Origin of the sequence: Pacificoceanicola onchidii (assembly GCF_004804335.1) — a bacterium.
Taxonomy (GTDB): Bacteria; Pseudomonadota; Alphaproteobacteria; order Rhodobacterales; family Rhodobacteraceae; genus Pacificoceanicola; species Pacificoceanicola onchidii.
In genome coordinates this window covers 1-25772 of sequence record NZ_SRXY01000015.1, presented here as the reverse complement: position 1 = coordinate 25772, position 25772 = coordinate 1, and the positions used below count along the sequence as shown (strand labels likewise).

The 25772-nt window shown below is 63.7% G+C and carries 22 protein-coding genes; 13 read left to right on the top strand and 9 right to left on the bottom strand.

Annotated elements, in window-relative coordinates; translation table 11 throughout:
- The first annotated feature begins 67 nt into the window (after positions 1-67).
- On the top strand, positions 68-808 hold the full coding sequence (locus E4662_RS23860; RefSeq protein WP_168798083.1) for a GNAT family N-acetyltransferase: 741 nt from the start codon (positions 68-70) through the stop codon (positions 806-808).
- 36 nt (positions 809-844) lie between these two features.
- Here E4662_RS23860 and E4662_RS23855 read toward each other — a convergent pair whose 3' ends face one another.
- From E4662_RS23855 to E4662_RS23835, 5 genes are all read right to left on the bottom strand, one after another.
- Positions 845-1531 carry a sulfotransferase gene (locus E4662_RS23855; protein ID WP_136444154.1) on the bottom strand — a complete coding sequence of 229 codons (687 nt, stop codon included), beginning with the start codon at positions 1529-1531 and terminating at the stop codon, positions 845-847.
- Positions 1532-1564: 33 nt separating this feature from the next.
- Positions 1565-3100 carry a glycosyltransferase gene (locus E4662_RS23850; protein WP_136444153.1) on the bottom strand — a complete coding sequence of 512 codons (1536 nt, stop codon included), beginning with the start codon at positions 3098-3100 and terminating at the stop codon, positions 1565-1567.
- Between the two features lie 2 nt (positions 3101-3102).
- Positions 3103-4197, bottom strand: coding sequence for a hypothetical protein (locus E4662_RS23845; RefSeq protein ID WP_136444152.1), 1095 nt, complete (start codon positions 4195-4197; stop codon positions 3103-3105).
- Between the two features lie 111 nt (positions 4198-4308).
- Entirely contained in the window at positions 4309-4968 is a 660-nt protein-coding gene (locus E4662_RS23840) for an ABC transporter ATP-binding protein (protein ID WP_136444151.1), read from the bottom strand.
- Between the two features lie 43 nt (positions 4969-5011).
- Positions 5012-6319, bottom strand: coding sequence for a KpsE/RkpR family capsule polysaccharide export protein (locus tag E4662_RS23835; RefSeq protein WP_136444150.1), 1308 nt, complete (start codon positions 6317-6319; stop codon positions 5012-5014).
- 77 nt (positions 6320-6396) lie between these two features.
- Here E4662_RS23835 and E4662_RS23830 point away from each other — a divergent pair, with 77 nt between their 5' ends.
- The gene (locus E4662_RS23830) at positions 6397-7218 is read left to right on the top strand and encodes an ABC transporter permease (RefSeq protein ID WP_136444149.1); all 822 of its coding nucleotides are present in this window, start codon (positions 6397-6399) and stop codon (positions 7216-7218) included.
- A gap of 21 nt (positions 7219-7239) precedes the next feature.
- On the opposite strand, the gene E4662_RS23825 is transcribed toward E4662_RS23830, so the two are convergent.
- Positions 7240-8226: a glycosyltransferase gene (locus tag E4662_RS23825; RefSeq protein WP_240705312.1), complete on the bottom strand. Its 987-nt coding sequence runs from the start codon at positions 8224-8226 to the stop codon at positions 7240-7242.
- 145 nt (positions 8227-8371) lie between these two features.
- Between E4662_RS23825 and rfbC the strand changes: the two genes are divergently transcribed.
- The 5 genes from rfbC (at position 8372) to E4662_RS23800 (ending at position 12809) form a co-directional block, all read left to right on the top strand.
- Positions 8372-8920, top strand: a complete 549-nt coding sequence (gene rfbC / locus E4662_RS23820; RefSeq protein ID WP_136444147.1) for a dTDP-4-dehydrorhamnose 3,5-epimerase — start codon at positions 8372-8374, stop codon at positions 8918-8920.
- A gap of 273 nt (positions 8921-9193) precedes the next feature.
- Positions 9194-10246, top strand: coding sequence for a dTDP-glucose 4,6-dehydratase (gene rfbB / locus E4662_RS23815; protein ID WP_136444146.1), 1053 nt, complete (start codon positions 9194-9196; stop codon positions 10244-10246).
- Positions 10243-11085, top strand: coding sequence for a dTDP-4-dehydrorhamnose reductase (gene rfbD, locus E4662_RS23810; protein WP_136444145.1), 843 nt, complete (start codon positions 10243-10245; stop codon positions 11083-11085). The genes rfbB and rfbD overlap by 4 nt, the downstream gene beginning before the upstream one ends.
- On the top strand, positions 11082-11951 hold the full coding sequence (gene rfbA, locus E4662_RS23805) for a glucose-1-phosphate thymidylyltransferase RfbA (protein ID WP_136444144.1): 870 nt from the start codon (positions 11082-11084) through the stop codon (positions 11949-11951). The genes rfbD and rfbA overlap by 4 nt, the downstream gene beginning before the upstream one ends.
- A gap of 183 nt (positions 11952-12134) precedes the next feature.
- Complete coding sequence (locus E4662_RS23800; RefSeq protein ID WP_136444143.1) at positions 12135-12809, top strand: hypothetical protein; 675 nt, start codon at positions 12135-12137, stop codon at positions 12807-12809.
- Between the two features lie 129 nt (positions 12810-12938).
- Here the strand turns inward: E4662_RS23800 and E4662_RS23795 are convergent, their stop codons facing one another.
- Together E4662_RS23795 and E4662_RS23790 are read right to left on the bottom strand one after the other, a co-directional pair.
- Positions 12939-13958 carry a ParB/RepB/Spo0J family partition protein gene (locus E4662_RS23795; RefSeq protein WP_168798082.1) on the bottom strand — a complete coding sequence of 340 codons (1020 nt, stop codon included), beginning with the start codon at positions 13956-13958 and terminating at the stop codon, positions 12939-12941.
- A gap of 10 nt (positions 13959-13968) precedes the next feature.
- The gene (locus E4662_RS23790; protein ID WP_136444141.1) at positions 13969-15363 is read right to left on the bottom strand and encodes an AAA family ATPase; all 1395 of its coding nucleotides are present in this window, start codon (positions 15361-15363) and stop codon (positions 13969-13971) included.
- Positions 15364-15861: 498 nt separating this feature from the next.
- Between E4662_RS23790 and E4662_RS23785 the strand changes: the two genes are divergently transcribed.
- The 5 genes from E4662_RS23785 (at position 15862) to E4662_RS23765 (ending at position 22127) form a co-directional block, all read left to right on the top strand.
- Positions 15862-16869: a replication initiator protein A gene (locus tag E4662_RS23785; protein WP_240705311.1), complete on the top strand. Its 1008-nt coding sequence runs from the start codon at positions 15862-15864 to the stop codon at positions 16867-16869.
- Positions 16870-16898: 29 nt separating this feature from the next.
- Positions 16899-17339 carry a hypothetical protein gene (locus E4662_RS23780; RefSeq protein WP_136444140.1) on the top strand — a complete coding sequence of 147 codons (441 nt, stop codon included), beginning with the start codon at positions 16899-16901 and terminating at the stop codon, positions 17337-17339.
- Positions 17340-17507: 168 nt separating this feature from the next.
- Positions 17508-19355, top strand: a complete 1848-nt coding sequence (locus tag E4662_RS23775; RefSeq protein WP_136444139.1) for a M10 family metallopeptidase — start codon at positions 17508-17510, stop codon at positions 19353-19355.
- 176 nt (positions 19356-19531) lie between these two features.
- The gene (locus tag E4662_RS23770; RefSeq protein ID WP_136444138.1) at positions 19532-20419 is read left to right on the top strand and encodes a glycosyltransferase family A protein; all 888 of its coding nucleotides are present in this window, start codon (positions 19532-19534) and stop codon (positions 20417-20419) included.
- A gap of 409 nt (positions 20420-20828) precedes the next feature.
- Positions 20829-22127, top strand: coding sequence for an MFS transporter (locus E4662_RS23765; protein WP_136444137.1), 1299 nt, complete (start codon positions 20829-20831; stop codon positions 22125-22127).
- Here E4662_RS23765 and E4662_RS23760 read toward each other — a convergent pair.
- On the bottom strand, positions 22060-24132 hold the full coding sequence (locus E4662_RS23760; RefSeq protein WP_136444136.1) for a sulfotransferase: 2073 nt from the start codon (positions 24130-24132) through the stop codon (positions 22060-22062). The two genes, E4662_RS23765 and E4662_RS23760, sit on opposite strands and share 68 nt — an antisense overlap.
- A 327-nt stretch (positions 24133-24459) precedes the next feature.
- On the opposite strand from E4662_RS23760, the gene E4662_RS24255 reads away from it, so the two are divergent.
- Positions 24460-25719, top strand: coding sequence for a tail fiber domain-containing protein (locus tag E4662_RS24255; RefSeq protein WP_206080351.1), 1260 nt, complete (start codon positions 24460-24462; stop codon positions 25717-25719).
- Positions 25720-25772 lie beyond the last annotated feature (53 nt).

Genomic DNA, 25772 nt, shown 5'->3' with positions numbered 1-25772 from the left:
CACGAAGATGACCCGAATTGTTTCGTTTTCCGGATCCGGCCTTGACCTCGGCGCTTTGCATGACGCCATGCTTGCCGCGTTTTCTGACTATATCGTTCCGTTGCAACCAGATGCCGCCACGTTCAAAGCGGCGCTGAGTGCGAGAGGGTTTGACCCCGAGGCGTCCTTCGTCGCCATCGACGACAATGAAGTCATCGGGTTTTGGAACGTCGCGACGCGGAACACCAAACGGTATCTGATAGGCAGCGGAACACGGATTGAGCACAGAGGCCGGGGATTGGCGTCTCGTTTGGGCATGGCGGCGATCGCTGCGGCCCAGAATGCCGGGATCGAGAGCTTTTGGCTTGAGGTTATCGAGGGAAACACAGGCGCTGAACGTCTCTATCGGAAGCTGGGATTTGAGGTGGCCAGAAAGCTCGACTGCTATCGGCTTGAACACCCCTCTCCTGACCGGTCCTCATGCGCCTTGTCGGATTTCGGCACCGTGGCCACTGTCATTCAGCGCTATGCGACCTGGACGCCATCTTGGCAAAACGCCACCGACTCCCTTGACGGCGCACAGCTGACGCCCCTCCTTCATGAAAAAGGCGGCGTCCTCATCGGCGCCGGTGGCCTCGTGCATCAGATTGCCGCCAGCGATCCCTGTGCCTTGGAAGAGCTCCTCGCTGCGGCAGCCACAGTCGGCTCGCTGACATTGGTCAATGTCGATTCCGCGGACAGCGCCTTGTGTTCTCTTTTGCAAAAACTCGGCGCGCATCGCTTTATCGTTCAGTCCGAAATGCGCCTGTCGTTGCCAAACGTCTCCTAGGGTCAGGGCCCTAGCGCGTTCGCGCCCGGCGCCCCCTCAGTGCGTCAGCCGCTTGCCCATGATCTGCGCCACCGCACCCGCGTCATAGGGCTCGCCCAGCTTCTCGAACAAAGGCCTCAGAATCTCGGGATCGGCCACCAGCTCTTCGTATTGCACGTGATGGGCAATGCGCGGGTGGTTGGTGGAGAAGCGCGTGAAAATCTCGTCGGCGCGCTCAAGCTGCGGGCGGATCACCGCCTCGGGATGATCGGCCCACCATTTCGATTTGCACACATCGCCATGATTGCGCGAGTTGAACACGAAAAACGGGTTGTGAAACACCCGGCGGCAGAAATTCAGGAACTGCGGCAGGTTCGCGCCCATCTGCAGATAGCGCACCTCCTTGAAGCCAACCCAGCGCGCGCCTTCCGGCGGGCGCAGGATCTCTTCCATGAACACATGCGCCAGACGCCGCTCATAGGCGCTCACGTCGATCTCGGCCATGCCGTGCCAGGGATGATCGGCAGGCTGCGCCTGAAGCCCGTGTTCGCCATGGGCGCGGCGCAGCGGCGTCGCCGATTGGAACAATCCCTGCAGCGCCCCGCCATTCTCACCGCGCAGGCACGCGCCGGGAATGGTCTGCAACAGACTTTGCAGCAACGTCGAACCGGACCGGCCATAGGTCACCACAAAGAGCGTGCCCTTGAGGGTCTGTCCCTCTCCTGCGCCTGCGGGCTTGATCATGCGGGGTCGTCTCCTGTTGGTGCGCTTTGGCCTTTAATTGGCAAAAGCCGCGCCAGAGGCAACCGGTTCCGTAACCGGCGCGCGATAATGTGCCATAAGATCCGCAAGGTGCGTCTGCATCTCCACGGGCGCGCGCGCGCCCTGCCAATAGGCGTCCATGTCGACCTCCCCATGCAAAAGCGCGCGAATACGATCATGGAACGAGGCCACGTCCCCGGCGGCAAAGCTCATCTGCGCTGAGTTGCCCAGCTCCTGCGCCCCGCCCATGTCGGAACAGAGCAGCGGGATATGGCGCGCGTGCATCTCGATCGCCACTTGCGGCAGGTTGTCATGCCAGAGCACCGGGATCAGCCCCACGTCCACCTGCGCCAGCAGCCTGTCGAGATCGTCATGGGAATAGCCATCCGCATGGGTCAGCCCCGCCAGCCGCCCCGACAGCTCGGACAGCCGGTCCATGGTGGCCCGATCGCTGCGCCTGGCCGCCACTTCGAGCCTGAGCCGCCCGGCCAGCTCGCGCGGCATGGTCTCAAGCGCGTTCAGCAGGAAGTAAAACCCCTTGTCGCGCCGCATATAGCCCAAATAGGCCAGCCGCAGCGTGCCATCCGAGGCAATCGGGAAGATCCGCGGTTTTGTCTCATGCCAGGCCGAGGCCTCGCGGGTGCCGATATAGCTGGTGTGCACAAGGCTCTCGCTCACGCCAAAGCGCCGCGCCAGATCACAGACCGCGTCCGACACCCCCAGCACCACATGACAGTGTTCATTGATCAGCCGCACGATCTCGGCCCGCCGCGCGGCAAAGGGCGCACCATCCGGCGGGGCCATGGGGCGCAGCTGCCCCGGTTTGCCGCCCCGGCGCAGACGCCGCGCGCCCTGCCCCTTGATTTTGCGCAGAAGCCGCGAGGCGCGCCCGCCGATCCGCATGGTCCAGCGATAGGCCTGGTCAAAGGCCCATGTCCCCGGCGTCAGCCCCATCAGCCGCAGCTTGTACCCAAGGCCCCCCGACAGGCGCATATGGCGCGGATCGTGTACATGCGGCAGGCAATGCACGCATTTGCGCCCCTCGCCAAAATCGGCGCAGGTCTCACGTTCCTGGTGCCACAGGTTCACCTGCGGGCAGAACGGATAGTAGTTGTGCAAGGACAGGATCACCCGCATCTGCGGCCAGAGGCGGCAGCGCTCCAGCACCTTGGCGGGCAGCCCTTCGAGCGTGTTGAAATGGATCACGTCATAGGGGCCGGTCTTGTCGATGAAATCCACAAAAGCCGCTTCGGTGTCTTCGTCCGAGACCTGCGCCTCATTGCCAAAGCCATGATGCGCCGGGGCGAGCACGCCCGAATTGACGATCTCGAAGCGCCGCGCCCTGTCCTGATCCGGCCCGTGCCGCACCGTCTCCCAACGCGGCGCCCCGCCGCGCGGGAAATCGTAGGACACACCGGAGAACAGGAAACTGGCCTCGACATCCGGCTCGCCCGCCAGCGCCCGCATCAGGTTGCGCTGATAGACCGACACGCCGCCGCCGCGGCGCTCCTCGTCGAGATAATCGACCCAGTTATAATAGAGGATGCGCACCGTCAGCTGTCCCGCCCTTCAAGCCGCGCTTCCAGCGCCGCAACCCGGTCGCGCAGCTCGACCATACGTTTGTGGATGCTCTCGCGCTGCAGGTTCTGTTCGCGCAGGAGCGTGGCCAGCACCAGCCCCAGCTCCGCGCGCCACGGCACCTCCGCACGGGGCAGATCCGCCTTGAAAGCGGCGATGTCCACCGCCGAGCCCGGCAGATCCGCCAGCCCGTCGAGCCCCTGCTCCACGGTCCGGATCACCGCCTCAAAGCTCTGCGCGCCGCTGGCGATCTCCGCGTCCTGCCGCTCCAGCATCTCCCCGGCCCGCTTCACGACCCACGGCGCGACATTGTTTGGCACCTCCGCCAGCTTCAGCGCCCGCGACAGCTCCAGCAGGCGATCGTCCATGCGCGGGTTCACGTCCTCTTGCGGCGCAGACCAGCTGCTCAGCCCCGGCGGCTTGTCATAGTCGAACCCCAGCAGCGGCAGGAAATCCCGGAACAACCCGCCGTTCTCGCGCATCTTTTCGTGGTAGGGCCGCACGATCACCGCCTCTGCCCCGAAAATCTCGACCCAGGGCTTCAACGCGAGGGCATAATCGCTGTGCACCGGCTCCATGCCCTGCTGCACCGCGTGGTTATAATCGCCGGTTGTGGCCCCCATCTTGACCATCTGGTTGTACCACGAGCGCAGATGGGCATCGGGGCTGCGCAGATAGGCGATGATGCGAAAATCAAGCTGATCGCGCACGCCGTCGATGATGGCCCCCAGCCGCTCCGCCGCCGCCGGATAGGCCCCCAGCCGCATGAACTCCTCGGTGCTGATCATCACCCGGTCCGAGGCGCTGGCCTCTACCGCCTCGAACAGCCGCCCCCAGAGCGTTTCGGGGTCCGTGGGGTTGTTATAGCCATGCATCAGGGTCTTCACGCGGGCGGCGCGATAAAGCGCAAAGGCGTACATCGAGTGCTTTTGATGATGCTGGCACAGATCGGTGTAATCGAGCCCGTGGCGGCGCAGCTTGCGGGCATTGTTGCCCAAGAAGACCTGAAGCGCGGTGGTGCCGGTCTTGTAGTGGCCCACGTGGATAAAAAGAGTTTTACGCTGGCGCATCGACTTCTGATCTCATCATCACTCCTGAACGCGGGCGTCCCAGGTTCACGCCTTATGGCGGAGCGCGGCTTGCGTTTCAAGCGGGCCGCAGCGGCAAGCACCCCGCCGCGCTTACCGGTCCCGGATCAATGTCAGATGCGCTTCGATCGCCTCGTCGATGTCCTCGAAATAGGTCAGCTTGCCCTCCGACAACAGCACCCCGGCATCACAGAAGTCGCGCATCTGCGACATGTCGTGCGAGACGAGAATGGCGCTGGCGTTCTTCACCCGATCGGCAAAATAGCGCTGGCTCTTCCAGCGGAACGCGGCATCGCCCACCGAGGTCGCCTCATCCACCAGGTAGGTGTCAAAGCGAATGCCCATGGAGGCGCCAAAGGCCAGACGCGAGCGCATGCCCGAAGAATAGCTGCGCACCGGCATGTGGAAATGTTTGCCCAGTTCGGCGAAATCCGCGACGAAATCCACCAGCTCATCGGAATCCACACCATAAATCCGCGCAATGAACCGCACGTTCTCCGCGCCGGTCAGCTGACCATGGAACGAGCCGGCAAAGCCTACGGGCCAGGAAATGGTCCCGTCCGAGAACACCTCGCCGGTGTCCGGGCGCAGGTTGCCCGCGATGATCGACATCAAGGTCGACTTGCCCGCCCCGTTGCGCCCCAGAAGGCCCAGCGACTTGCCGGTCGGCAGGGTGCTGTTGAGGTGGTCGATCACCACCTTGCGCTCGCCGCGCACCCAGAAGCTTTTGCTCAGGTTGTCAAAGCGGATCATGACGCGGGCCCGGGATCACGAAACATGGCGTCCATCCTACCCCTTACCGACGATCGCGGATCGAGTAGTAGACCAGCGCGCAGATCGACCACAGCAGCAGCAGGAAAATCCCCGCCAGCAGCGAAATCGTCAGGCGCTGCGGGTACTCGCTGCTTTCGGCCCGGGTGGGCTGCACGTAGGTCGCCAGATAGCGGCTCTGCCGCGAGGCCTTGGCCCGCGCCACATCCACCGCCGCCAGCGAGGCGCGATAGCTTTCCTCGGCAAACTCCCGGTCCACCACAAGCCCTTCGTATTCGGCGATCAAGGTCGGGTAATCCTCGCCGTCGGTGCTGTTGGTGGTGGTGTCCGAGGTAAAGGCCTGCCGCTCTTCGTCGATGCGGTTGCGGATGGCATCGATGCGGCGGCGCACCTGGGTGATGCGCGGATCGTCCTCGTTGGTCTGCTCGCGCAGAAGATCATATTCGATAAGCGCCGTGGCGAGCTGCTGCTGCAGCCCGTTCATCACCCCCATGCGCCCCTGAAGGTCAGCCCCCGGATCCACGATGGTGGTGCGCGTGCGGAAATTGGTCAGCGCCTCGCGCGCCTCCTTGAGGCGGGCCACCGCCTCGTCCAGCTCCACCTCCGCATAGCGCATGGCGTCCTCGCGCGCCTGCTCGTTCAGCGCGTTGATCATCGCCTGCCCTTCAAGGATGATCTGCCGGGCAATGGCCTGTGCCTTGTCCGGGTCAAAGGCCAGCACCCGCACATCCATCAGACCAGAGCCCTGATCATAGGAAATGCGCACGATGCGCTCCCAGTATTCCTGCAGGTCCTCGATGGTGGCCTCCGGGCTGAGCGCAAACACCGGGTCATCGTCCCAATAGGCGCTGTAATGCCCCTTCAGGCCGACCTTTTCGTCGATGGTGCGCACCAGTGCCTGGCTGAGAATGAACTCGTAGAGAATATCACTGTCCGAAGAGGTGCTGGAGCCCGCCAGCTGCGCCAGCCCGCCCAGCACCGCCGAGGCGCCGCCATCCTCTTCCTGCCGCACGGTGAACCCGACGGTGGAGGCGTATTGATCCTCGGCCACCAGCCACATGTACAAAAGCACCAGCATCAGCGGCGCGATGACCATCAGGCCAAAGGAGACGATCAACCCCCAGTGGCGCCGCTTCATGCGCGCCGGACCGGCCATTTCACGCACCGGTGGCGGCTGCCACTTTTTCTTGGGCTCCTGCTGCTCGCCGGGGGCCTTGGGGGGATTCGGGTGCGGTTGATTTGGACCTGTGGCCTGACCGGCCGGGACCGGCTTCGGCGCGGCAACCACGGGCCCCGGCGCATTCGCCCCACCGCCCTGTGCTGCATCATTCATGTGGATCAACAATAAGCTGTTTTGATTTGTGCGCGACTTTTACATATTGGTCGGATGAAGCCAATACGGATGCACCCATGACGCAGCTGCCGCCGCTGACCGCCCCGCAAAGACCCAAACCCCTGCCCCGGCGGTCCTTTGGCAGTTTCCGCTCGATTTCGGCTCTGATTCTGCGGGAAATGGCCACACGCTATGGCAACTCGCCGGGCGGCTATCTCTGGGCCATCCTGGAACCGATCGGCGTGATCGTGGTCATGGCGCTGGCGTTTTCGCTGCTGATCCGCAATCCGCCGCTCGGCAACAACTTCATCCTGTTCTACGCCACCGGCTTCATGCCGTTCCTTTTGTACCTGAACGTCTCCAACATGACGACCAATGCGATCATCTTCTCCAGGCCGTTGCTGCAATATCCCGCGGTCACATGGGTTGATGCCATTGTCGCGCGCCTCCTGCTGAACGCGCTGACCGGGATGCTTGTGACGCTGATCGTGCTGTTCACGATTCTCACCGCAACCGAGGCCCGCGTCCTGCTCGACCTGTCCCCCGTTCTGGTCGCCATGGGCCTCGCCATCCTCATCGGGGCGGGTGTCGGCACGGTCAATTGCGTCCTGTTTGGCCTGTTCCCCGTCTGGGGACAGATCTGGGGCATTCTCAACCGGCCTCTGGTGATCGCCTCGGGGGTGATCTTTCTCTATGAAAACCTGCCGCCAAGCGTTCAGGGCTTTTTGTGGTACAACCCGCTCATGCATATAACCGGCTGGATGCGGACCGGGTTCTACCAGACCTACAAGGCCGATTACGTGATGCTCGCCTATCCTGCGCTCTTTGGCCTGATCACGCTGTTTTTCGGCGTTCTGCTGCTGGGCCGGCACCACCGCGATCTGCTCAACAACCGGTAACGGAGCGCAAGGGGCAGCGCCTCAGCGCCTGCCCTTCGCCCACTCCAGCACCTGCGCGTGGGGCACATCGGTGCGGCTGAGCAGCCCGTCACGCAGCGCCCTGAGCACCAGCCCGGTAAAGGCCAGCCGCTCGCCGCCATGATAGCGCACCTTCAAAAGCCACTTGCCGGAGGCGGCCAGCAGCACCAGCGGGAACAGTTTGCCTGACGCCATGCGGTAGACCATCAGCAGGTTGCGGTAGTGGTAATAGCTCTTCCACAAGGGCCGGAACCGCTGATCGCCATCGGTCATGGTGGAGAAATCATGCTCGAACCGCAGGGTCGGGTCGAACAGGATCCGCCCCCCCGCCCGCGTCAAACCCAGCGTATAGAGCACGTCATCGCCGTAGATAAAGAGCGAGCCATCGGGATAACCCGCGAGCCGCATCCCCGCGCGCGAGACAAAGAAGCCGACAAAAGACGTGCCATCAATGGCCACCGGGGCGGTCCCCTCATACTCGGCCTTGCCGATGTGAAACCCGTCACGCCCCTTGCCCGAAATCGTCCGCCAGAGCACATCGCGGTGCCAGAACGGATTGATCGACGGGCGGTTCATATCACAGATGCGCCCATCGAGATGATAGACCGCCGCCGCCCAGGCCTCTGCCCCGCTGCGATCCTCGGCCTGAAACCGCGCCAACACGCCCGGCTCGGGCCGCGCGTCATCATCCATGACCACCACCCAATCGGGATCATAGCGGTCCACAGCGGCGCGCATGCCGGTCTCGAACCCGCCTGCCCCGCCCAGATTTGCCTCAAGGCGCAACACATCGAGCCGCGGCGCATCCTGCCCGTCCAGCCATTCCCCGGTGCCGTCGCTCGAGGCGTTGTCGACCACGATCACCGCCTCCAGATCGCCCTCGGCACTCTCCAGCAAACGCGGCAAAGTCACCTGCAATTGCGCCAGCCGGTTGTAGGTGACAACCACCGCCACCAGCCGCCCCGCCCGCTGCTTTTTGCTCAATGTCATGGCCCTTCTGACCTCTGCCCGTGCGCCCTGTCCACAGCGCGCAAAGGTCATGAAACACCTCCCTTGTCAAATGGCGGCGAAACCCTCAGGTTGGCGCCGCGCCTCAGGCCCCCCGGATTGACCCGAAAAAAGGATTGCGGACCCCATGGAAATCGAAACCACGGCAATTGATGGCCTGGTCTTCCTGACCCCCAAACGCTTCGGCGACAATCGTGGCTTCTTCTGCGAAAGCTGGAACGCGGACCGCATGCGCGCAGCAGGCTATGACATTGATTTTGTGCAAGATAACCATTCGATGTCCGAACAGGTCGGCACCCTGCGGGGCCTGCACTTCCAGGCGCCGCCACACGCCCAGGCGAAACTTGTTCGCTGCGGACGCGGGCGCCTGTTTGACGTGGCCGTGGACGTCCGGCGCGGCAGCCCGACCTACGGCCAATGGGTGGGTGCGGAACTGAGCTTTGACAATGGCCGCCAACTCCTGATTCCCGAAGGGTTCCTGCATGGCTTTGTCACGCTCGAGCCGATGACGGAAATCATCTACAAATGCTCCCACGGCTACGCGCCCGAGGCGGACGGCTCCGTCCACTGGGACAGCTGCGGCATCGACTGGCCGCTGACCGGCACGCCCACCCTGTCGGAGAAAGACGAAAAGGCCGTCTCCCTCGCGGATTTCGACAGCCCCTTTGAGATCTAGCATGATGGAACCAAAGCCCCTACCTCGAAACAAGGCCCCCGGATCGCTTGCGATCCGGTTCGCGCCCGGCCTCGCCCCCGTTTCGCCGGAGGCGAACCTTTGGTTCGACGGCGGGCGCGAAGTGGCGGAACGCTGCTACGGGTTGCGACGTGGATGCTTTGAAGAGATGTCGGCGCAAGCTGCATGGCCCGCCCTCGAGGCCGGGCGCGAACCTCTGTCAGCGCTCCCCTTCAACACTGCTAATTCCGTTTCCGGATGACCAAGGATAAACACATGAAACTTCTTGTGACCGGCGGTGCCGGCTTTATCGGCTCGGCGGTTGTGCGTCTGGCCATGGCGCGCGGCCATGAGGTGGTGAACCTCGACGCGCTGACCTACGCCGCCTGCCTTGAAAACGTGGCGAGTGTCGCCGATCTGCCCGGCTATGTCTTTGTGCAGGCCGACATCCGCGACCGCGCCGCGCTCGATGCGGTCTTTGCCGAGCACAAGCCCGATGCGGTGATGCACCTTGCCGCCGAAAGCCACGTGGACCGCTCCATCGACGGCCCCGGCGATTTCATCGAGACCAACATCACCGGCACCTACAACATGCTCGAGGCCGCCCGCACCTATTGGACCAATGCAGGCAAGCCCGAGGATTTCCGCTTTCACCACATCTCCACCGATGAGGTCTTCGGCTCCCTGCCCGCTGATCCTTCCGTGATGTTCACCGAAGACACGCCCTACGATCCGCGCAGCCCCTATTCCGCCTCCAAAGCCTCCTCGGACCATCTGGTCCGCGCATGGGCCGAGACCTACGGGCTGCCGGTGGTGCTGACCAACTGCTCGAACAACTACGGCCCTTTCCACTTCCCGGAAAAGCTTATCCCCGTGGTCATCCTCAACGCGCTCGCGGGCAAGCCGCTGCCGATCTACGGCGATGGCTCCAACGTGCGGGATTGGCTCTATGTCGAGGACCACGCCGACGCTTTGCTGACCGTGGTCGCCCGTGGTCAGCTGGGCCGCTCCTACAACATCGGCGGCGAGAACGAGCGCAGCAATCTGGAGCTGGTTCAGACCCTGTGTGAATTGCTTGATGAGCTCAGCCCGCGCGCCGATGGCAAGGCTTACGCCGAGCAGATCACCTTTGTCACCGATCGCCCCGGCCATGACGCGCGCTATGCGATTGACCCGTCCCGCATTCGCAGCGAACTGGGCTGGCGCCCCTCTGTGACCGTCGAAGAGGGGCTGCGCCGCACGGTGCAGTGGTATCTCAATAACGAAGACTGGTGGAAAGCGCTGCAAGCCCGCCACGGCGTGGGTGAGCGGCTCGGGGTCAAGGCATGATCCTTGTCTTCGGCAAAACCGGGCAGGTGGCCTCCGAACTGGCGCGCCGCGCGCCTGAGGCTGTCTTCCTCGGGCGCGATCAGGCCGACCTGAGCAACCCCGCCGCCTGCGCCGAAGCGATCCGTCAGCATCAACCCAAAGCCGTGATCAACGCCGCCGCCTATACCGCCGTCGACAAGGCCGAAGAGGAAGAGGCGCTGGCCACCGTGATCAACGGGGATGCGCCCACGGCCATGGCGCGGGCCTGCGCGGGTTTGGGCATCCCTTTCATCCATATCTCCACCGATTACGTCTTTGACGGCTCCGGTGAGACCCCGTGGCAGCCCTCCGATCCGGTTGCGCCTCTGGGCGCTTACGGCCGCAGCAAACTGGCCGGCGAGCAGGGCATTCTCGGCACCGCTGCACAGGCCACGATCCTGCGCACGTCGTGGGTTTTTTCCGCCCATGGCAATAACTTCGTCAAAACCATGCTGCGCCTTGCGGAAACCCGCGACGCTTTGAACGTGGTTGATGACCAGATCGGCGGCCCAACCCCCGCGTCGGGCATCGCCGAGGCCTGCCTGACAATTGCTGAAAAAATGATGAGCGGGCAGGGCGGTGGTGTTTACCACTACGGCGGACAGCCCCCCGCAAGCTGGGCCTGTTTCGCGCGCGAAACATTTGCCCTCGCAGGCAAAGAAGTGGCTGTGACGGGCATCCCCTCAAGCGACTATCCCACCCCTGCAGCCCGCCCTCTGAACTCCCGCCTGAACTGCGAGTCCCTGACCGCGGATTTCGGCATTTCACCCCCCGATTGGAAGGCCGCATTGGCCGAAACTGTGACTGAATTGGTATCATGACACAACGCAAAGGCATTGTCCTCGCAGGGGGCTCCGGCACCCGCCTTCACCCCATCACCACCGGCGTCTCCAAGCAGCTGATGCCGATCTATGACAAGCCGATGATCTACTATCCGCTGAGCGTGTTGATGCTCTCCGGCATCCGCGAGATTGCGATCATCACCACCCCGCAGGATCAGGAGCAGTTCAAACGCACCCTTGGCGATGGTTCGCAATGGGGGCTGGAATTCACCTACATCGAACAACCTTCCCCCGACGGTCTGGCGCAGGCTTATATTCTGGCCGAAGACTTCCTCGATGGCGCGCCGTCTGCGATGGTTCTGGGGGATAACATCTTCTTTGGCCATGGCCTTCCGGAACTGCTGGATGCGGCCAATGACACGCCCGGTGGGTCTGTGTTCGGCTACCGTGTGACCGATCCGGAACGCTATGGCGTGGTGGATTTCGATCAGGATGGCACCGTCAAAGCCATCGTCGAAAAACCCGAAGTCCCGCCCTCCTCCTACGCCGTCACCGGGCTCTATTTCCTTGACGGCACCGCCCCGGAACGCGCCCATAAAGTGCAGCCGTCAGAGCGGGGCGAGCTTGAGATCACATCGCTTCTGGAGACCTACCTGCACGACGGGATGCTCAGCGTGCAACAGCTTGGCCGCGGCTATGCCTGGCTCGACACGGGCACCCATGCCAGCCTCCTGGATGCGGGCAATTTTGTGCGGACACTGGTGACCCGTCAGGGGCTTCAGGTCGGCTGCCCGGAAGAGATCGCTTATGCGCAAGGCTTCATCGACGCCGAGACCCTGCGGGGCCATGGGGAAAAGTTCAAAAAGACCGCTTACGGGCAGTACCTTCTGGGCCTGCTGAAGTAAGGGTTTGGGGCGGAATAGAGACTGTTTTAAGCTCTGATCCGCCTCCCTCCCCAAAGGTTAAGAAAGTGTTTCGCGCGCGAAACGTTTGGGGAGGCAAGGGGAGAGAGTTCTGCGCCGGAGCGTGATATGCAAGCAAGGTACTTTCAAGCGCATAAGGCCGACTCCGTTCTGGGGCGAACAGGCGTGACACTCGACTGGCCCAGATCAATACCAAGTTTTGACCCCAAGTTCTGGGACGGCTATGTGGCAACACCACCGCACAACTCCAATTGGCATGACCATTTAAAAAATGGGACACAAATGGTGGTACGCAATGCGGTCCAACCGTTTGCTCTATACTATGAGAACCCGTGCAACCTCGTACTGCTTTCCGAGGAACTCCACGAAAGCATCGGAGATTGGAACGGAACCATCGAAGGCGTCAAAGATGGAGAAATCTCTTTTGGAAACCAGCGACGGCCTTATCGCTTCGCCAGCCTCTGCTTTCCGAACGTCTTGGGTGCCTCTCACTTTTCGCCAATGAACCGATTTTCTCGGTTTGAAGCTTCCGAGTATCATGCGCACGGAACACGCGTTTTAAGGGGCATGGAGACGACAGGTCAAATCCCCAAGGCCTTAGAAGAAGACCTCTCGTTTGCGGACAGGGACGCGTTCAACAACGCTTGGCAAAATCTCACGAAACTTGTTCCACAGCACATGGAGTTTAAGGCCGAAAGACCGCCAAAGCTTTTCGCAACCGGCTCCGACTTGTTCGTGATTGATCAGGTGGTCGATGCGCTTTCGAAACTGCCGACTCCCGGCATCACTTTCCCATATCCACCAATCTCAGTGACTGTCGATGGTAGCGGCGGAAGTTGAATTTTGCAGACCGCGTGGCCGATCACCCCAACCACTCTGCTCAAGCCGCGCCAATCGACGGGCCGCCCCCCGGCGCGGCGATGGGCGCGGCGGCCTGCGGCCTTGATTCCGCGCCTGTGGTGAGGTGGTTTAGCTTTCCCGCGAAGCCAGCCACGCCGCCAGTTCCTCGCGCAACGCGTCTGTCAGGCCTGCGCCGCTGATCTCCAAACGATTGTCCTTTGCGTGGTAGCGCAGGCGCATGTCGGGGCGGGGGCGGGTCTCCAAGGGGGGAGGGGGTTTGGGCTTTTTAGGGCGGGTTAGAGACTGTTCCCCCGCTTCCTCGGCCTCGCACCCAGACACCCAGGCGGTGAGGAAGGCGAGTTCGTCCTCCGACGTTTCAAACCGCTCCATGACCAGATCGCCGCGCAGGTGCTGGGCCTTGTCTTCGTAGCTCTCAAGCTGGCGCGAGAGGCGCAGGCCGAGGCGCTCGCCGATGGCTTCGGGAAATTTCAGGTGGCCGTCTAGATGCTCGACCACGGTGATGAAGCTGCCAATCTTGGAGCGCTTGGGGCGGGAGGCGGTGCCAAAAAGACCCTGTAGAGCCGCGCGTTTCGTCTCGAACACGCCTTGATTCACCGCAACGGCCACAATGCGGGCGCGCTCAAAATAGCTCAGGTCCGCGCGGATTTCGTTCTCTTCGACCATGGCCTGATAGGCCTCTGCCGCGCCTTCGGGGCGGCGTTCGAGGGCCAGCACCATGCCATCGCCCACCTCCCAATCGCGCAGGCGGGCAATGGCCTTGCAGCGCCGCCAGCCGGAGATCAGCCCATAGCGGCCATCACCCAAGGGCGTGACCTCGATCGGGGTTTGCTGGCCGCGTTTTTGCAGGGAGGTGGTGAGCGCCTCCATGTCTTCTTCGTTCACGGCGGTGCGGTCGCGCACGAGGTGGCCCATGTCGATCTGATCAACCGGGATGCGCAGGATCATGCGGCCGCTTTCCCGCGCCTCGGCCAGTTCGCTGGCCATGGCCTCTATGGCGGCGGTGGAGGCGCTTTCGGCGGCGACATTGGCGATGGGAGGGCGGTTTTGCGGCGTGTTAGGCTCTGTTTTGCCGCCATCGCTCGTGTCGAGGAAGAGCGGGTTGGCGGGGGTCAGGCGTTTGCGGGCCATGGCGGGCCTCCTACTCTGCGGCGGCGGTGGTTGCGGCCAGTTCGTCGCGCCGCCAGCTGCCCACGAGGAGCTGTTTGAAGGCGGCATAGGTGGCGTCGAATGTTTCGCGCCCGCGCACATAGGTTTCGCGGTTGAAATCGCGGTAGTCGGCCTCGTAGATGCCACGCACCTGCTCGCCGGCCTGGCCGATGAGGGCGGTGAAGTCCTGCTTATGCGGGGAGAGGGTGGGGCCGAGGTAGCTTTGCATGAGGGCAGACAGCTCGGCCTGTTGTGCGCCGTCGTAGCGGGTGATCACGGCCCGAACCGCGTCCCATTCGAAATTGAGTTCACTGCGCCCCAGAGCGCGGGCGGCGAGGTTTTCGGCTTCTTCGATGGAGCCGAAGGTGGCGTGCAGCATGTCGAAGAAGCGGCCGGTGGAGTCAAATTCGAGGAAAGAAGCGCCGAGCGGGACCAGCAGGATATCGGCGGCGGCCAGCCCGTTGATGGTGAGGTAGCCGAGGGCAGGGGGGGTGTCGATGAAGATGACATCGTATTGGTCCAGGAGGCCATCGCGTTCGAAGCTGTCGGTGAGCGCCTCCCAGAGCTTCCAGCCGCGCGCCTGCATGCGCCAGACGGGGACCTGAAATTCGGCCCAGTAGAGATTGAGCTGAGCGCCGATCAGGTCGATGTTGGGCCAGTGGGTTTTCTGGACGAGATCGGTGGCGTTGACGGAGAGGGCCTCGGTGAGGGTTTCATCGAGCGGGACGGGGGCCTCGCCGAGATCGGCGCGGCGCTGGTTGGCCTCACGCAGGTGCGAGGCGTAGTGGCGGGCGAAGAGAGGGAAGACGGTTTGCCATTCGTCCTCGACCTTGCCGCCGAAGATGGAGGTCATGGAGCCTTGGGAATCCAGATCGACCACGAGGGTTTTGTACCCGTCCAGAGCGGCGGACATGGCGAGATGGGCGGCGGTGGAGGTCTTGCCCACGCCGCCTTTGAAGTTGGCGACGGCGACCATCTTGGCGGGCAGGCCTTCGGGGCGGTAGGGGAGGTACTCCTTGGATTTGGAGCCCTCGGTCCCGAAATGGGCCTTGAGGCGGAGCACCTCGTCGAAGGTGAACCATTTCGCGCCGCCGGTGGTTTCCGAGACGCCCTGCGGCAGCTCGGGGTTCTGTTTGAGCACCCGGCGGAAATGCCCTTGGGCGACGGGGATCAGGTAGCGGCAGATCTCCCATGTGGAGAAGCGGCGGAGCTGACGCGCGCCGCTGTCCTCAAGACCCCGGTTCGCCAGATCGCTGCGTCCGGCTTCGCAGGCCTGCGCGACCGATTGAAAGCCGCGCGTGGTGGCCGGGTTGCCCAGGGCGGCCAGCGCCTCATCGGGATTGATGTTGAAATAGGGGGGCAGATCGCCCTTGGTGTCCGCTCGCATAAGATGTCCTCAAACCGCCTGCGCCTCTTTGAGCGCTTGGGAAAACGCTGTGATGTGCGCTCTTTTGGTCAGTGTAGCGAAAAACGGCGAACATGGAAGAGAAAGCTCAACACCGAGGTGATTTTCTCTGCAATTCAAAGGCTTCGATGCAGCGCAGGCCCCGAATTTCCAGGCGCAGCATGACACAAAACGGGGCGAAGATCAGTTATTTTTTGTTAATTAAGAGTTACAGGAGTCATCGGTTTGGTGCAAATCTCTGAAAACCTTTAGAGAATTTGCGCTTTGAAAGAGGAGGGCGACTCTGAACCCCCGATAAGATGACTCTGAAGCCCCGAAGGGATGACTCCAATCCCCCGAAGCCGCGCTGGACGCATCCTGTGGATAACTCTAGGGTGAGTGTCACTGAAACCCCGAAAGGAATCGGGGCAGACAAAAGCCGCATCAGACGGCGTATCGAGCGGACAGCAAGGGCAGGGACATGCCCGAAGGCAGGCAGTGATGACAACAGCCACAGGGGCAGGGGGGCTTATGCCCGACCGCCACCCGACGGGGGATTTCTTCGTCTGTGATCTCTTCGGGGCCAGCCCGAAAGATGATCTGGGCACCATGGAACACCCGATCTTTTCGCTTTCGACCCGGCCGGACCGGCGCATCCTGAATTACACGCACAATGGGGTGGAGGTCTCGGTGACGCCTTCGGTCAAAGGGCGCGCGACGATCCATGACAAGGATATCCTGATCTATTGCATCAGCCAGCTTGTGGCGGCGCTCAATGCGGGGCGCGCGATCAGCCGGACGCTGACCCTGCGGGCGCATGATCTTCTGGTGGCCACCAACCGCGACACCTCGGGGGATGGCTATACGCGGCTCAAGGAAGCCTTCGAGCGGCTGGCGGGCACGCGCATCACCACCAACATCCAGACCGGGGGCATGGAGACCACCAGCGGCTTTGGCCTGATCGAAGCCTGGGAGATCCGCCGCCGCAGCCGGGGCGGTCGCATGGTCTCGGTCTCGGTCACGCTCAGCGACTGGCTGTTCCGCGCGGTCGAGGCGCGCTCCGTGCTGACGCTCAGCCGTGATTATTTCCGGCTCCGGAAACCTCTGGAGCGGCGCATCTACGAGCTGGCGCGCAAACATTGCGGCCGCCAGCCCGCGTGGAAAATCAGCCTCGCCACATTGCACAAGAAAGCCGGGAGTGCGGCGCCGATCCGCGTGTTCCGCGCGGCCATGCGGCGGATGGCCGCCGAGAACCACCTGCCCGATTACGAGATGATTGAAGGTGAGGGAGATATTTACCAATTCTCCCGTAGAGAGACCGTGACGGAGCCGGTCCCCAGAGACGCGCTGATGCCGCAGACCCTTGATGCGGCGCGGGCGCTGTGGCCGGGGGCCGATGTCTATGCGCTCGAAGCCGAATGGCGGGCAGGCGCCGCCGCCCGCGGGCCGGGCGGTGATGGGAACAAGGCGTTTTTGAACTGGGTCAGGGCGCGCCGCTCTGCGGGCTGATCCGGGAAAGCGGGAAAGAGGGAGAGGGCATGCGCGGATCGGTTCTTGGGTTTGTCATGGGGGTGTTGCCCTGTCTTGCGCCGGCAGAGGCCGGGGCAGGGGGCGCGGGCCAGGGCGGCCTTGCGCTGGACTGCCGCCTGCCGGAAGAGGCGGGGGCGCTGACAGCGGATATGCTCTGCACGGCGATGACCGCCTCGCTTGAACAGAGCGCCCCGGGCCTGCGCATCACCGGGCGGGACGGGCGCGCGGCGCTGATGCTTGTGGTGCAGGTCACCGGGGCGGATGCGCGCGGGCTGCGCGGGCATCTGTGGTGGGACAGGGCGCAGGACGCCGATCCGCAAAGCGGCCCCGAGGTGCGGTTCCGCCTTGTGGATGCGGCGCTTGATGCGGGCAAGCTGCAGGGGTTTACCGACGCGCTTCTGGCCTCCGAGCCGGGCCTTGCCCCCGCGCTCAAGGCGGCGCTGGACTGAGAGCCAGGTGCAGAGCATTCAACAGAAATTGAACACACGCGGCCTCAATGAAGCCATAAAAAGGGTTCAGAGGGCGGATAAACAAACAGGCGAGACCCTTCCGGCGCAGATCACTCCAACACGCGCCGCTTGCCTTAGAACAAGACGTACGAGCACTGGTGAAGAGACATGACGACCAATATCTTTGAACTCCTCAAGGATGCCGCGACGGAGCTGCCCCATATCGAGATGACGCGTTCCTGCCATTGCCCCGGCTGTGGTGGCGCGTCGATCGGACCGGGCACCGCGGGCACCGGCACGGCGGGGGCCGTGACCGCAACGCTTGACGAGATGGCCAATTACCTGACCACCGGTTTCTGGGGCGGGCCGAACGACAACGGGCAGTGGGACACGTCGGCCAGCAATGTCATCACCGTCAACATCTCCGGCCTGACCGCCGAGGGCCAGCAGCTGGCCCGCTGGGCGCTGGAAGCCTGGGAGTCGGTGGCCGACCTGCAGTTTGTCGAGGTGACGAGCGGTGGCGATATCACCTTCCAGGACAATGATTCCGGGGCCTATGCCTTCTGGAACAGCACCAATGGTTATATCACCAGCGCCACGGTCAACGTGCACTGGAGCTGGATCACCGAAGGGGCGACCATCGATTCCTACGCCTTTTCGACCTACATCCACGAGATCGGCCATGCGCTGGGTCTTGGCCACCAGGGCCCCTATGACGGCAATGCCACCTATGGCGTGGACAATATCTTTACCAATGACAGCTGGCAGATGTCGGTGATGTCCTACTTCGACCAGAACGACAACACCGCCACCAATGCCAGCCTGGCCGATGTGCTGACCCCGATGATCGTCGACATCATCGCGATCCAGAATCTCTATGGCGCGCCGGGAGCCAGCAGCGAGACCGCCGGCGATACGGTCTGGGGCGCGAACAGCACGCTTGGCGGCTACATGGGCAGCTTCTTCAACTCGCTGCCCAATGGCACGGGCGCGGCGCTCTACAAGGGCGGCTCGACCACCTATACGATCTATGACCGCGACGGCACCGATACCCTGGATCTGAGCTATACCGACGTGGCGGGCCGGATCAATCTGAACGACGAGGCGATCTCCGATGTGGGCGGGCTGACCGGCAACCTGATCATCGCGCGCGGCACGGTGATCGAGAACCTGACCACCGGGGGCGGCAACGATACGGTCACCGGCAATGAAGCGGACAACGTGATCTACACCAACGGCGGCGTCGATGACATCGTTGCAGGCGATGGCAATGACCTTGTCTACAGCGGCGCGGGCAATGACCGGCTGTTCGGCGGCAATGGCAACGACAGCCTCTATGGCGGCAGCGGCCATGACCTGATCGGCGGCGCGGCGGGCCACGACAGCCTGTTCGGGGCCGATGGCAACGACTCGATCTACGCCGGGTCCGGCAATGACATGCTGGGCGGGGTCGATGGCAATGACAGCCTGTTCGGCGCGGACGGGCAGGACAGCCTGTTTGGCGGCAACGGCAACGACACGCTGGGCGGGGTCAATGGCCACGATATCGCCTATGGCGGCAACGGCGACGATGCCATCTACGGCGGCGGCGGCAATGACCAGCTGGGCGGCATGGCGGGCAGCGACACCATCTATGGCGGCGATGGCAATGACGCGATCTACGGCGGCAGCGGCAACGATCTGATCCTGGGCTTTGCGGACAATGACACGATCTACGGTGGGACGGGCAATGACACCATGTCGGGCGGCACGGGCGTGGACGAGTTCTTCTTTGCCACCGGCTTCGGCAGCGACGAGATCACCGATTTCAGCCTGGCCGAGGGCGATGTGCTCAAGCTCGATGATGCGCTCTGGACCAGCACCCACGGCACGCTGAGCGATGCCCAGATCATCGCCGAGTTTGCCGACATCGACGCCAGCGGCAACGTGATCCTGGATTTCGGCGGTGGCAACACCATCACCCTGACCGGCGTGACCAGCACGACCGGGCTTGAAGCCGGGATCGATATCTTCTGAGGCCTCCCGGCCCTCTTTCATGACATAATCCGCGTTATAGGTCTTGTCCCGGTGCCCCCTGTGGTTCCGGGACAAGACCCTTGCGCGTGCAACAGGCTGGCGGTTGTTCCTCTTTTGCGCCACCGATACCATGGGCGCGCCCCACAGGATCGGGGCGCAAGGGAAAGGGCCGCCGCGTGGTCAAGCTGTCGATCATCCTCAACACCTATGCCATGCAGCGCGAAGCGCCCCGGACGCTGCGCTCGATGCTGCCGCCTTTGCAAAAGGAGGTCTGTGCGACGGACTACGAGGTGATTGTCATCGACAATGGATCGCCGCAGGCGCTGTCTCTCGCAGGGGTGGATTTCGGCGGGGTGCCTGTCTGCCTGCACCGGATTGCCCCGGAACAGAGCCACCCTTCCCCGGTTTTTGCCATGAACGCCTGCGCGGCAGATCAGGCGCGGGGGCGGTTTGTCATGCTCTGCATTGATGGCGCGCGCATGTTCAGCCCCTATCTGGTGCGCCGCACGATCGATGCGCTGGAGCGCGCGCCCGGGGCCTGCACCTATGTGGCCTCGCGCCACCTTGGCCCCGAAGTGCAGATGCGCTCGGTGCAGAAAGGCTATGATCAGGCCGCCGAAGACGCGCTGCTGGCGGGCGCGGGCTGGGAGGCGGATCTGGACCGGCTCAACGCGGTCAGCGTCTGGGCCGGGGCGCATCGGCATGGCACTGTCTATACCCAGAACGAAAGCAACGCCTTTGCCCTGGAGCGCGCGCTCTGGCTGGAGATGGGGGGCTATCGCGAAGGCTTTGCCCGCTCGGGCGGCGGGCTGTGTAACCTCGAGGCCTTCAACAGGGCCATGGAACGCCCCGGGGCCCGCAATATCCTGCTCTGGGGCGAGGCGACCTTTCACCAGGTGCATGGTGGCGTGGCGACCTCGAAAGAAGGGTTCTTCCGCGACAGCCAGGAGGAATTCCGGCAGGCGGCGGGCTATGACTACCGCTTCCCGCGCTATGATTTCGAGGTCGACATGGGGCTGGCCTACGGGCGCGAGGAAGCCGTCGGGGAATGGTATTGGCGGTAAGGGTTGGCCGCGTGGGGGAGCGGTCTGGCGTCGCGAGGGGTTTTGCAGAAGTTGAGCACAGCCCGCGCCATCGACGGGCCGTGGTACGGCGATCCTACCTCAAATCCCCTCGATTTATCCCAGCCACTGGCGCGTTCGTCATGTGTGGCTCGATACAACAACCCAATCGCCGTGCCGTGGGGACGGCCCGTCGATGGCGCGGCGCCCTTCGGGCTTGATTCCGCGCTGGGGTGCAAAGAACGAACGGCCACTGCTCCCCTTCGCCTAATGCCAATTCAGAACGCCACAGGCGCAAGCCGCCCTTTCCTGGCGTCTGCGAAAACAATGCGCCTGTGACCGACCAATACAGGTTTCAGGCCCGCGCGGCCGTGGTCTTGCGCAAGCGGTCTTCAGGGCCGAAGGTGCGGACATGACAACGGAGCTGGAATTCTCTTACGCGGCGCTGACCGCTCCGGCGCGGCGGCACATCCGGGTGTTTCAGCGCCACCAGTTTCTCGATCGCCTTGCCATGGGTCTGACGGTTGCCGTTGTTGCGCTGGCGCTGCGGGATCGCGGCATGGACCTGTTCCAGATCTCGCTCCTGTTTGGGGTCTACTCCCTGACGACCATGGCGCTGGAGCTCCCTTTTGGCGGATTGGCCGACAGCATCGGGCGCAAGCCGGTCTTTCTGGCCGCGGTTGTTGCCAGCGTGCTCTCTCTTGTCCTGTTTCTGGGCGCGCGCGATTTCCCGGTTCTTGCGCTCTCTTTTGCCTTCATCGGCCTTGGACGCGCCCTGCGCTCGGGCACGCTGGATGCCTGGTTTGTCGAAACCTTCAAGGCGGCGGCCCCGGATGTGGATGTCCAGCCCGCGCTGGCCAAGGCGCAATGGGCCGGGGCCATGGGCCTGGCGGTGGGGGCGGTTCTGGGCGGGCTTCTGCCCGATCTTCTTGGCCCGCTGGCCGAGCGGCTGGGAGGCCATGCCTATGACGTGTCTTATGTGGCGAGCCTTGCGGTGATGCTGGGCGTGTTTGTCTACACCCTGGTTTTCATCGTGGAGCCGCCGCGCGCCCTGAACCCCAAGGCGCTGAGGCAGGGGTTTGCAGCTGTCCCGGCGGTGATCCGGGACGCGGGGCGGCTTGCCCTGCGGCATCCGGCCTTGTCGGTGCTTCTGGCGGCCCTGGCGTTTTTCCTGATGGCGAGCAACCCGGTCGAGGTGATCTGGCCCACCCATGCCAAGCCTTTGCTGGAGGAGGGCACCGCAAACACGTTCATCGGTGTGCTGACCGCCGCCTATTTCTTCTCGATTGCATTTGGCGCGGCGCTGTCTGCGCGCATCAGCCGGATGTTCCGGCGGCGGCATGCGGTGATGCTTGCGGCGGCGTTTGCCTCTCTGGCGGGGGTTCAGATCGTTTTGGCCGTGCAGGGCGGCATCACCGGCTTTGCGGCGGCTTTCATCCTCTATTCCATGATCCTTGGTCTGTGTGAGACCCCGGCCAGCAGCATTCTGCACAGATGTGTCGAAGACCGCCAACGCGCCACCATGCTGTCTCTGCGCTCGCTGATACAGCAACTTGGGGCGGCCCTGGGCCTGATTCTGGCGGGTGCCATCGCCGATGTTTACGGCACCCCCATGGCCTGGATGCTCGGCGCGGTGTGGCTTGTCATCGCCGCGCTTCTGATTGGCCTTCTGGCCAAACGGCTTGGGTCACGCTCTGCCGGATGGCCGTGAGCAGGGCCGTCTCCTGCGCCTCGGGGCCGAAGCGGTCCAGTGCGGTTTCATGGGCGGCATTGGCGAGGATGTGCCGGGTGTCTGCGTCCGAGATCAGGGCGGTCAGGCGGTCCTGCCAGTCCTGAGCGCTGCGGGCGAGAAAGCCGGTGGTGCCGTCTTGCATGGCGGCGGCGAAAGGCGGGGTGGGGCTGGCCACGCTCACGCCGCCGACCAGCGCGGATTCAAAGAATTTCAGCTCGCTCTTGGCCGCGCAGAAGGGGTTATCTGCCTCCAGCGGCGCGAGGTTGATGTCAATGCCGAGGAGAGCCTCGGGCAGGTCTTCGAAGGGCACTTCGGGGCGCTGTTCGATCTGCGCCATCACCGGGGCCAGCGCGGGGAAGCGGGCGGCGTCGATATGGCCAAGCAGCACGAGGCGCAGCGCCGGATTGCCCGCCAGCAGCCCGGCCAGCACCGGCGCGAGGGGGGCGAAATCGCGGTCATGGGTGGGGGTGCCGCTGGCGTAACCGATGCGGAGAAGACCATCATTGGGCCGGGTTAGAGACTGTTTCCAGAGAGTCTTCGCGCGGCGCGCCCTGCCGAGGCTGATCCCGTTCGGCACCACCTGAACCGTCGGGTTGAAGCGGCGGGCGTGTCCGGCCAGCGCCTCGGTTGAAACCCAGACACCATCGGCGCCGCAGAGCGCGCGGCGGTAGTTCTCGGCGCGCCCCTCCCAGACCGCGCGCTGATGCGGGGTCATGCCGTCGAGAAGCGAGAGAAACTCCGGTTTCATGTAATCGGGGTCAAAGACCAGATCGTCTATGTCGAAGATCACCGGCACGCCGCGGGCGCGGGCGGCGGCATAAAGCGCCTCTGTGGCCGCAGAAGCCTCGGCGCGGAACAGCACGATCAGATCGGCGGCTTCGGCGATGGCCTCGGGGTCATCCTCACCCAGCGTGGCACAGGCCCCGGCGATGGGTGTGTGCATCAGCGTCTCGATCCGGTTCTGCACGCGGTAGATATGCCCCTTGGAGAGCGGCGCGCCGGAGAGGAACACCACCTGCTTTGCGGGCTCTGTGGCATAGGCGCGTTCGAGCGTGGCAAGGGCGACGCCGGTCTCCTGCGCCTGCGGCGCGCGGGGGCGCAGGGCATCGGTTTCGGCCTTGAGCGTTTCGAAGGCGTCATAGGTGGCATCCAGCGCGGCGCTGTCTTCGGGCGCGGTGCGGAGCTGATCGTAAATGCGGGTGGCGAACCCCGCGCTGGCCCAGAGATCGGACGGCGCCTGAACCGCGCGCTGGCGGCGCAGGGCGGGATCGACAAGCGCGGGGCTGTCCGCCTCGGGGTGCAGCGGGATGTCCGCCTCCCGCAGGGCGCGGGCCAGTTCGGCCTGCGGGGTCTCCAGCAGCGCGGCAAAATCGACAAAGCCGCGTTTTGTCCCGCGCGTGTGGCGCTCCGCCTCGAGCATGTAGCGGGCGGCGAGCGTGTGGGCCTTGGTGGCGCTGGGGATCGCGGCGGGGCGAAAGGCGGTGGTGTGCAGGCGCTGGAACAGGGAGCGGGCGACCTCGGCGGGAGGACGGATGGCGATCAGGCTGCGGGCCTCGGCCCCGATCTCCGCCGCCGCCGCCAGCCAGAGCGGCAGCAAGAGCGACAGGCGCGGGTCTTTGAGGGCGACAAGTGTCCCGGCGGCGCTGAGCCCGCGCAGGGTCTCGGTGATCTCGGCCCCATGATCCCGCCCGAGGGCGTCCAGCGCACCGGCGGGCAGCGCGCGATCATCGCACCAGTGCCGCCCGGCCGCCACAAGCAGCCGGTTGTTGAGCTGCACCACGTCCCGCGCTTCCCAGTAGCCTGTCGGGTTGTCCTCGTTTTCGGGCAGCATGTCGCCGGGCACCACGGCCCCGGCCTGTTTGAGCAGGCGCATCAGCACGGAGGTCCCGCTGCGGTGCATACCGGCGACAAAAATCAGCAAGGCGGACACTCCATCGAGGTCTGAAACGGAAGGGTTGTTCGGGGTTGTAGGGTCAGGCTGCATGGATTGCACCCTCTGAGCGCCGGAAAATCCCGTGGCGGGGCCGGTTTGCCCGCGTTTTGGTCCCTGAGATGTGCGCTGGCGCGCGGGTCTTTGTGGTCTTTGTAGGCTGACGGGTGGGCGGAGTATTTCCGTTTCTGGTTCTCTGAACGGTTGTGTCCGAGATCACAATTGGGCACAGTGACCTATGGTAAACTTTGCACAGGTGCCGTTTGAAACAATGTTTTTTGAAGTTTTTTCTTGAGTGAGCCGGGGCGAAGGCATCAAACCCTTTAGGCAAAGACAGACAGTCAGGGGGTAGCCCCCGCATTGGGACATGAGGAGATGGTCATGACTAATCACAAATTCCGCATCAGGGCGGCGGTGCTGGGGGCCAGCGCGCTTGTTGCTCTGAGCGCCAGCACCGCATCGGCTGATCAGCTCATTCTTGACGATCTGATCGTTGATGGCTCGATCTGCGTGGGCCAGGACTGTGTCAACGGCGAGAGCTTTGGCTTTGACACGCTCCGCCTGAAAGAGAACAACCTGCGGATCAAGGCGCAGGATACCTCGAACAGCGCGTCCTTCCCGACAAACGACTGGCAGATCACCTTCAACGATTCATCGAATGGCGGGCAGAACAAGTTCTCCATCGATGACATCGACGGTGGCCGCACGCCCTTCACCATCGAAGCCAGCGCGCCGAACCATTCGCTTTACGTGGATGATGGTGGCCGGATTGGTGTCGGCACGTCGACACCGGTTGTGGAAATCCACGTGCCCAATGGCGACACGCCGACCTTGCGTCTTGAGCAGGACGGCACCTCCGGCTTCACCCCCCAGACCTGGGACGTGGCGGGCAACGAGACGAACTTCTTTGTGCGCGATGCCACCAATGGCTCGCGCCTGCCGTTCAGGATCCGCCCCTCTGCCCCGAGCAACTCGCTCTATGTCAACACCGACGGGAACATTGGCTTTGGCACCGCCTCTCCGGAGGCCAAGCTGCATGTCTTAGGAGGTTCCGGCGGGGCCTATGAAGGCCTGCGGGTGGAAAACAATGGTGGCTCTTATGTGACCTTTGAAAACAACAGTACCGGCAGAAGCTGGTTTTTCACCCATGAAAACGCGGCGGCTGGCCGGTTTATCATTTCCCGCGATGATGCCCCGACCGAGGGGATGTTCTTTGAAGCCGATGGCTCGTTCCGCGTGGGCGGCGACGGCACCGCCGCGCAGGGTGGCATGGCGCTTGACGCGACCGGCAACCTGACCATCGGCGGCACCCTGACGCAAAGCTCGGACAAGAACGCCAAGATGGCGATTGTCCCGGTGGATGGCGCCGAGGTTCTGGAAAAGGTCGCGGCCCTGCCGCTGAGCGCCTGGACCTACAAGAGCGAAGCCGAGGCCGGTGTGCGCCACATGGGCCCGATGGCGCAGGACTTCCGCGCGGCCTTTGGTCTTGGTCACAACGACACCACGATCTCGACGCTCGACACCTCCGGCGTGGCGCTGGCCGCCATTCAGGCGCTGAACGCCCAGAACGCGGCGCAGCAGGCGCTGATCCTGGAGCTGTCGGCCCGCATCGAGCAGCTTGAAGAGAGCGCCGCGGACTGATCCGCCGCCCGAGCATTTGAAACCGATGAAACGCCGCCCTGAAAGGGGCGGCG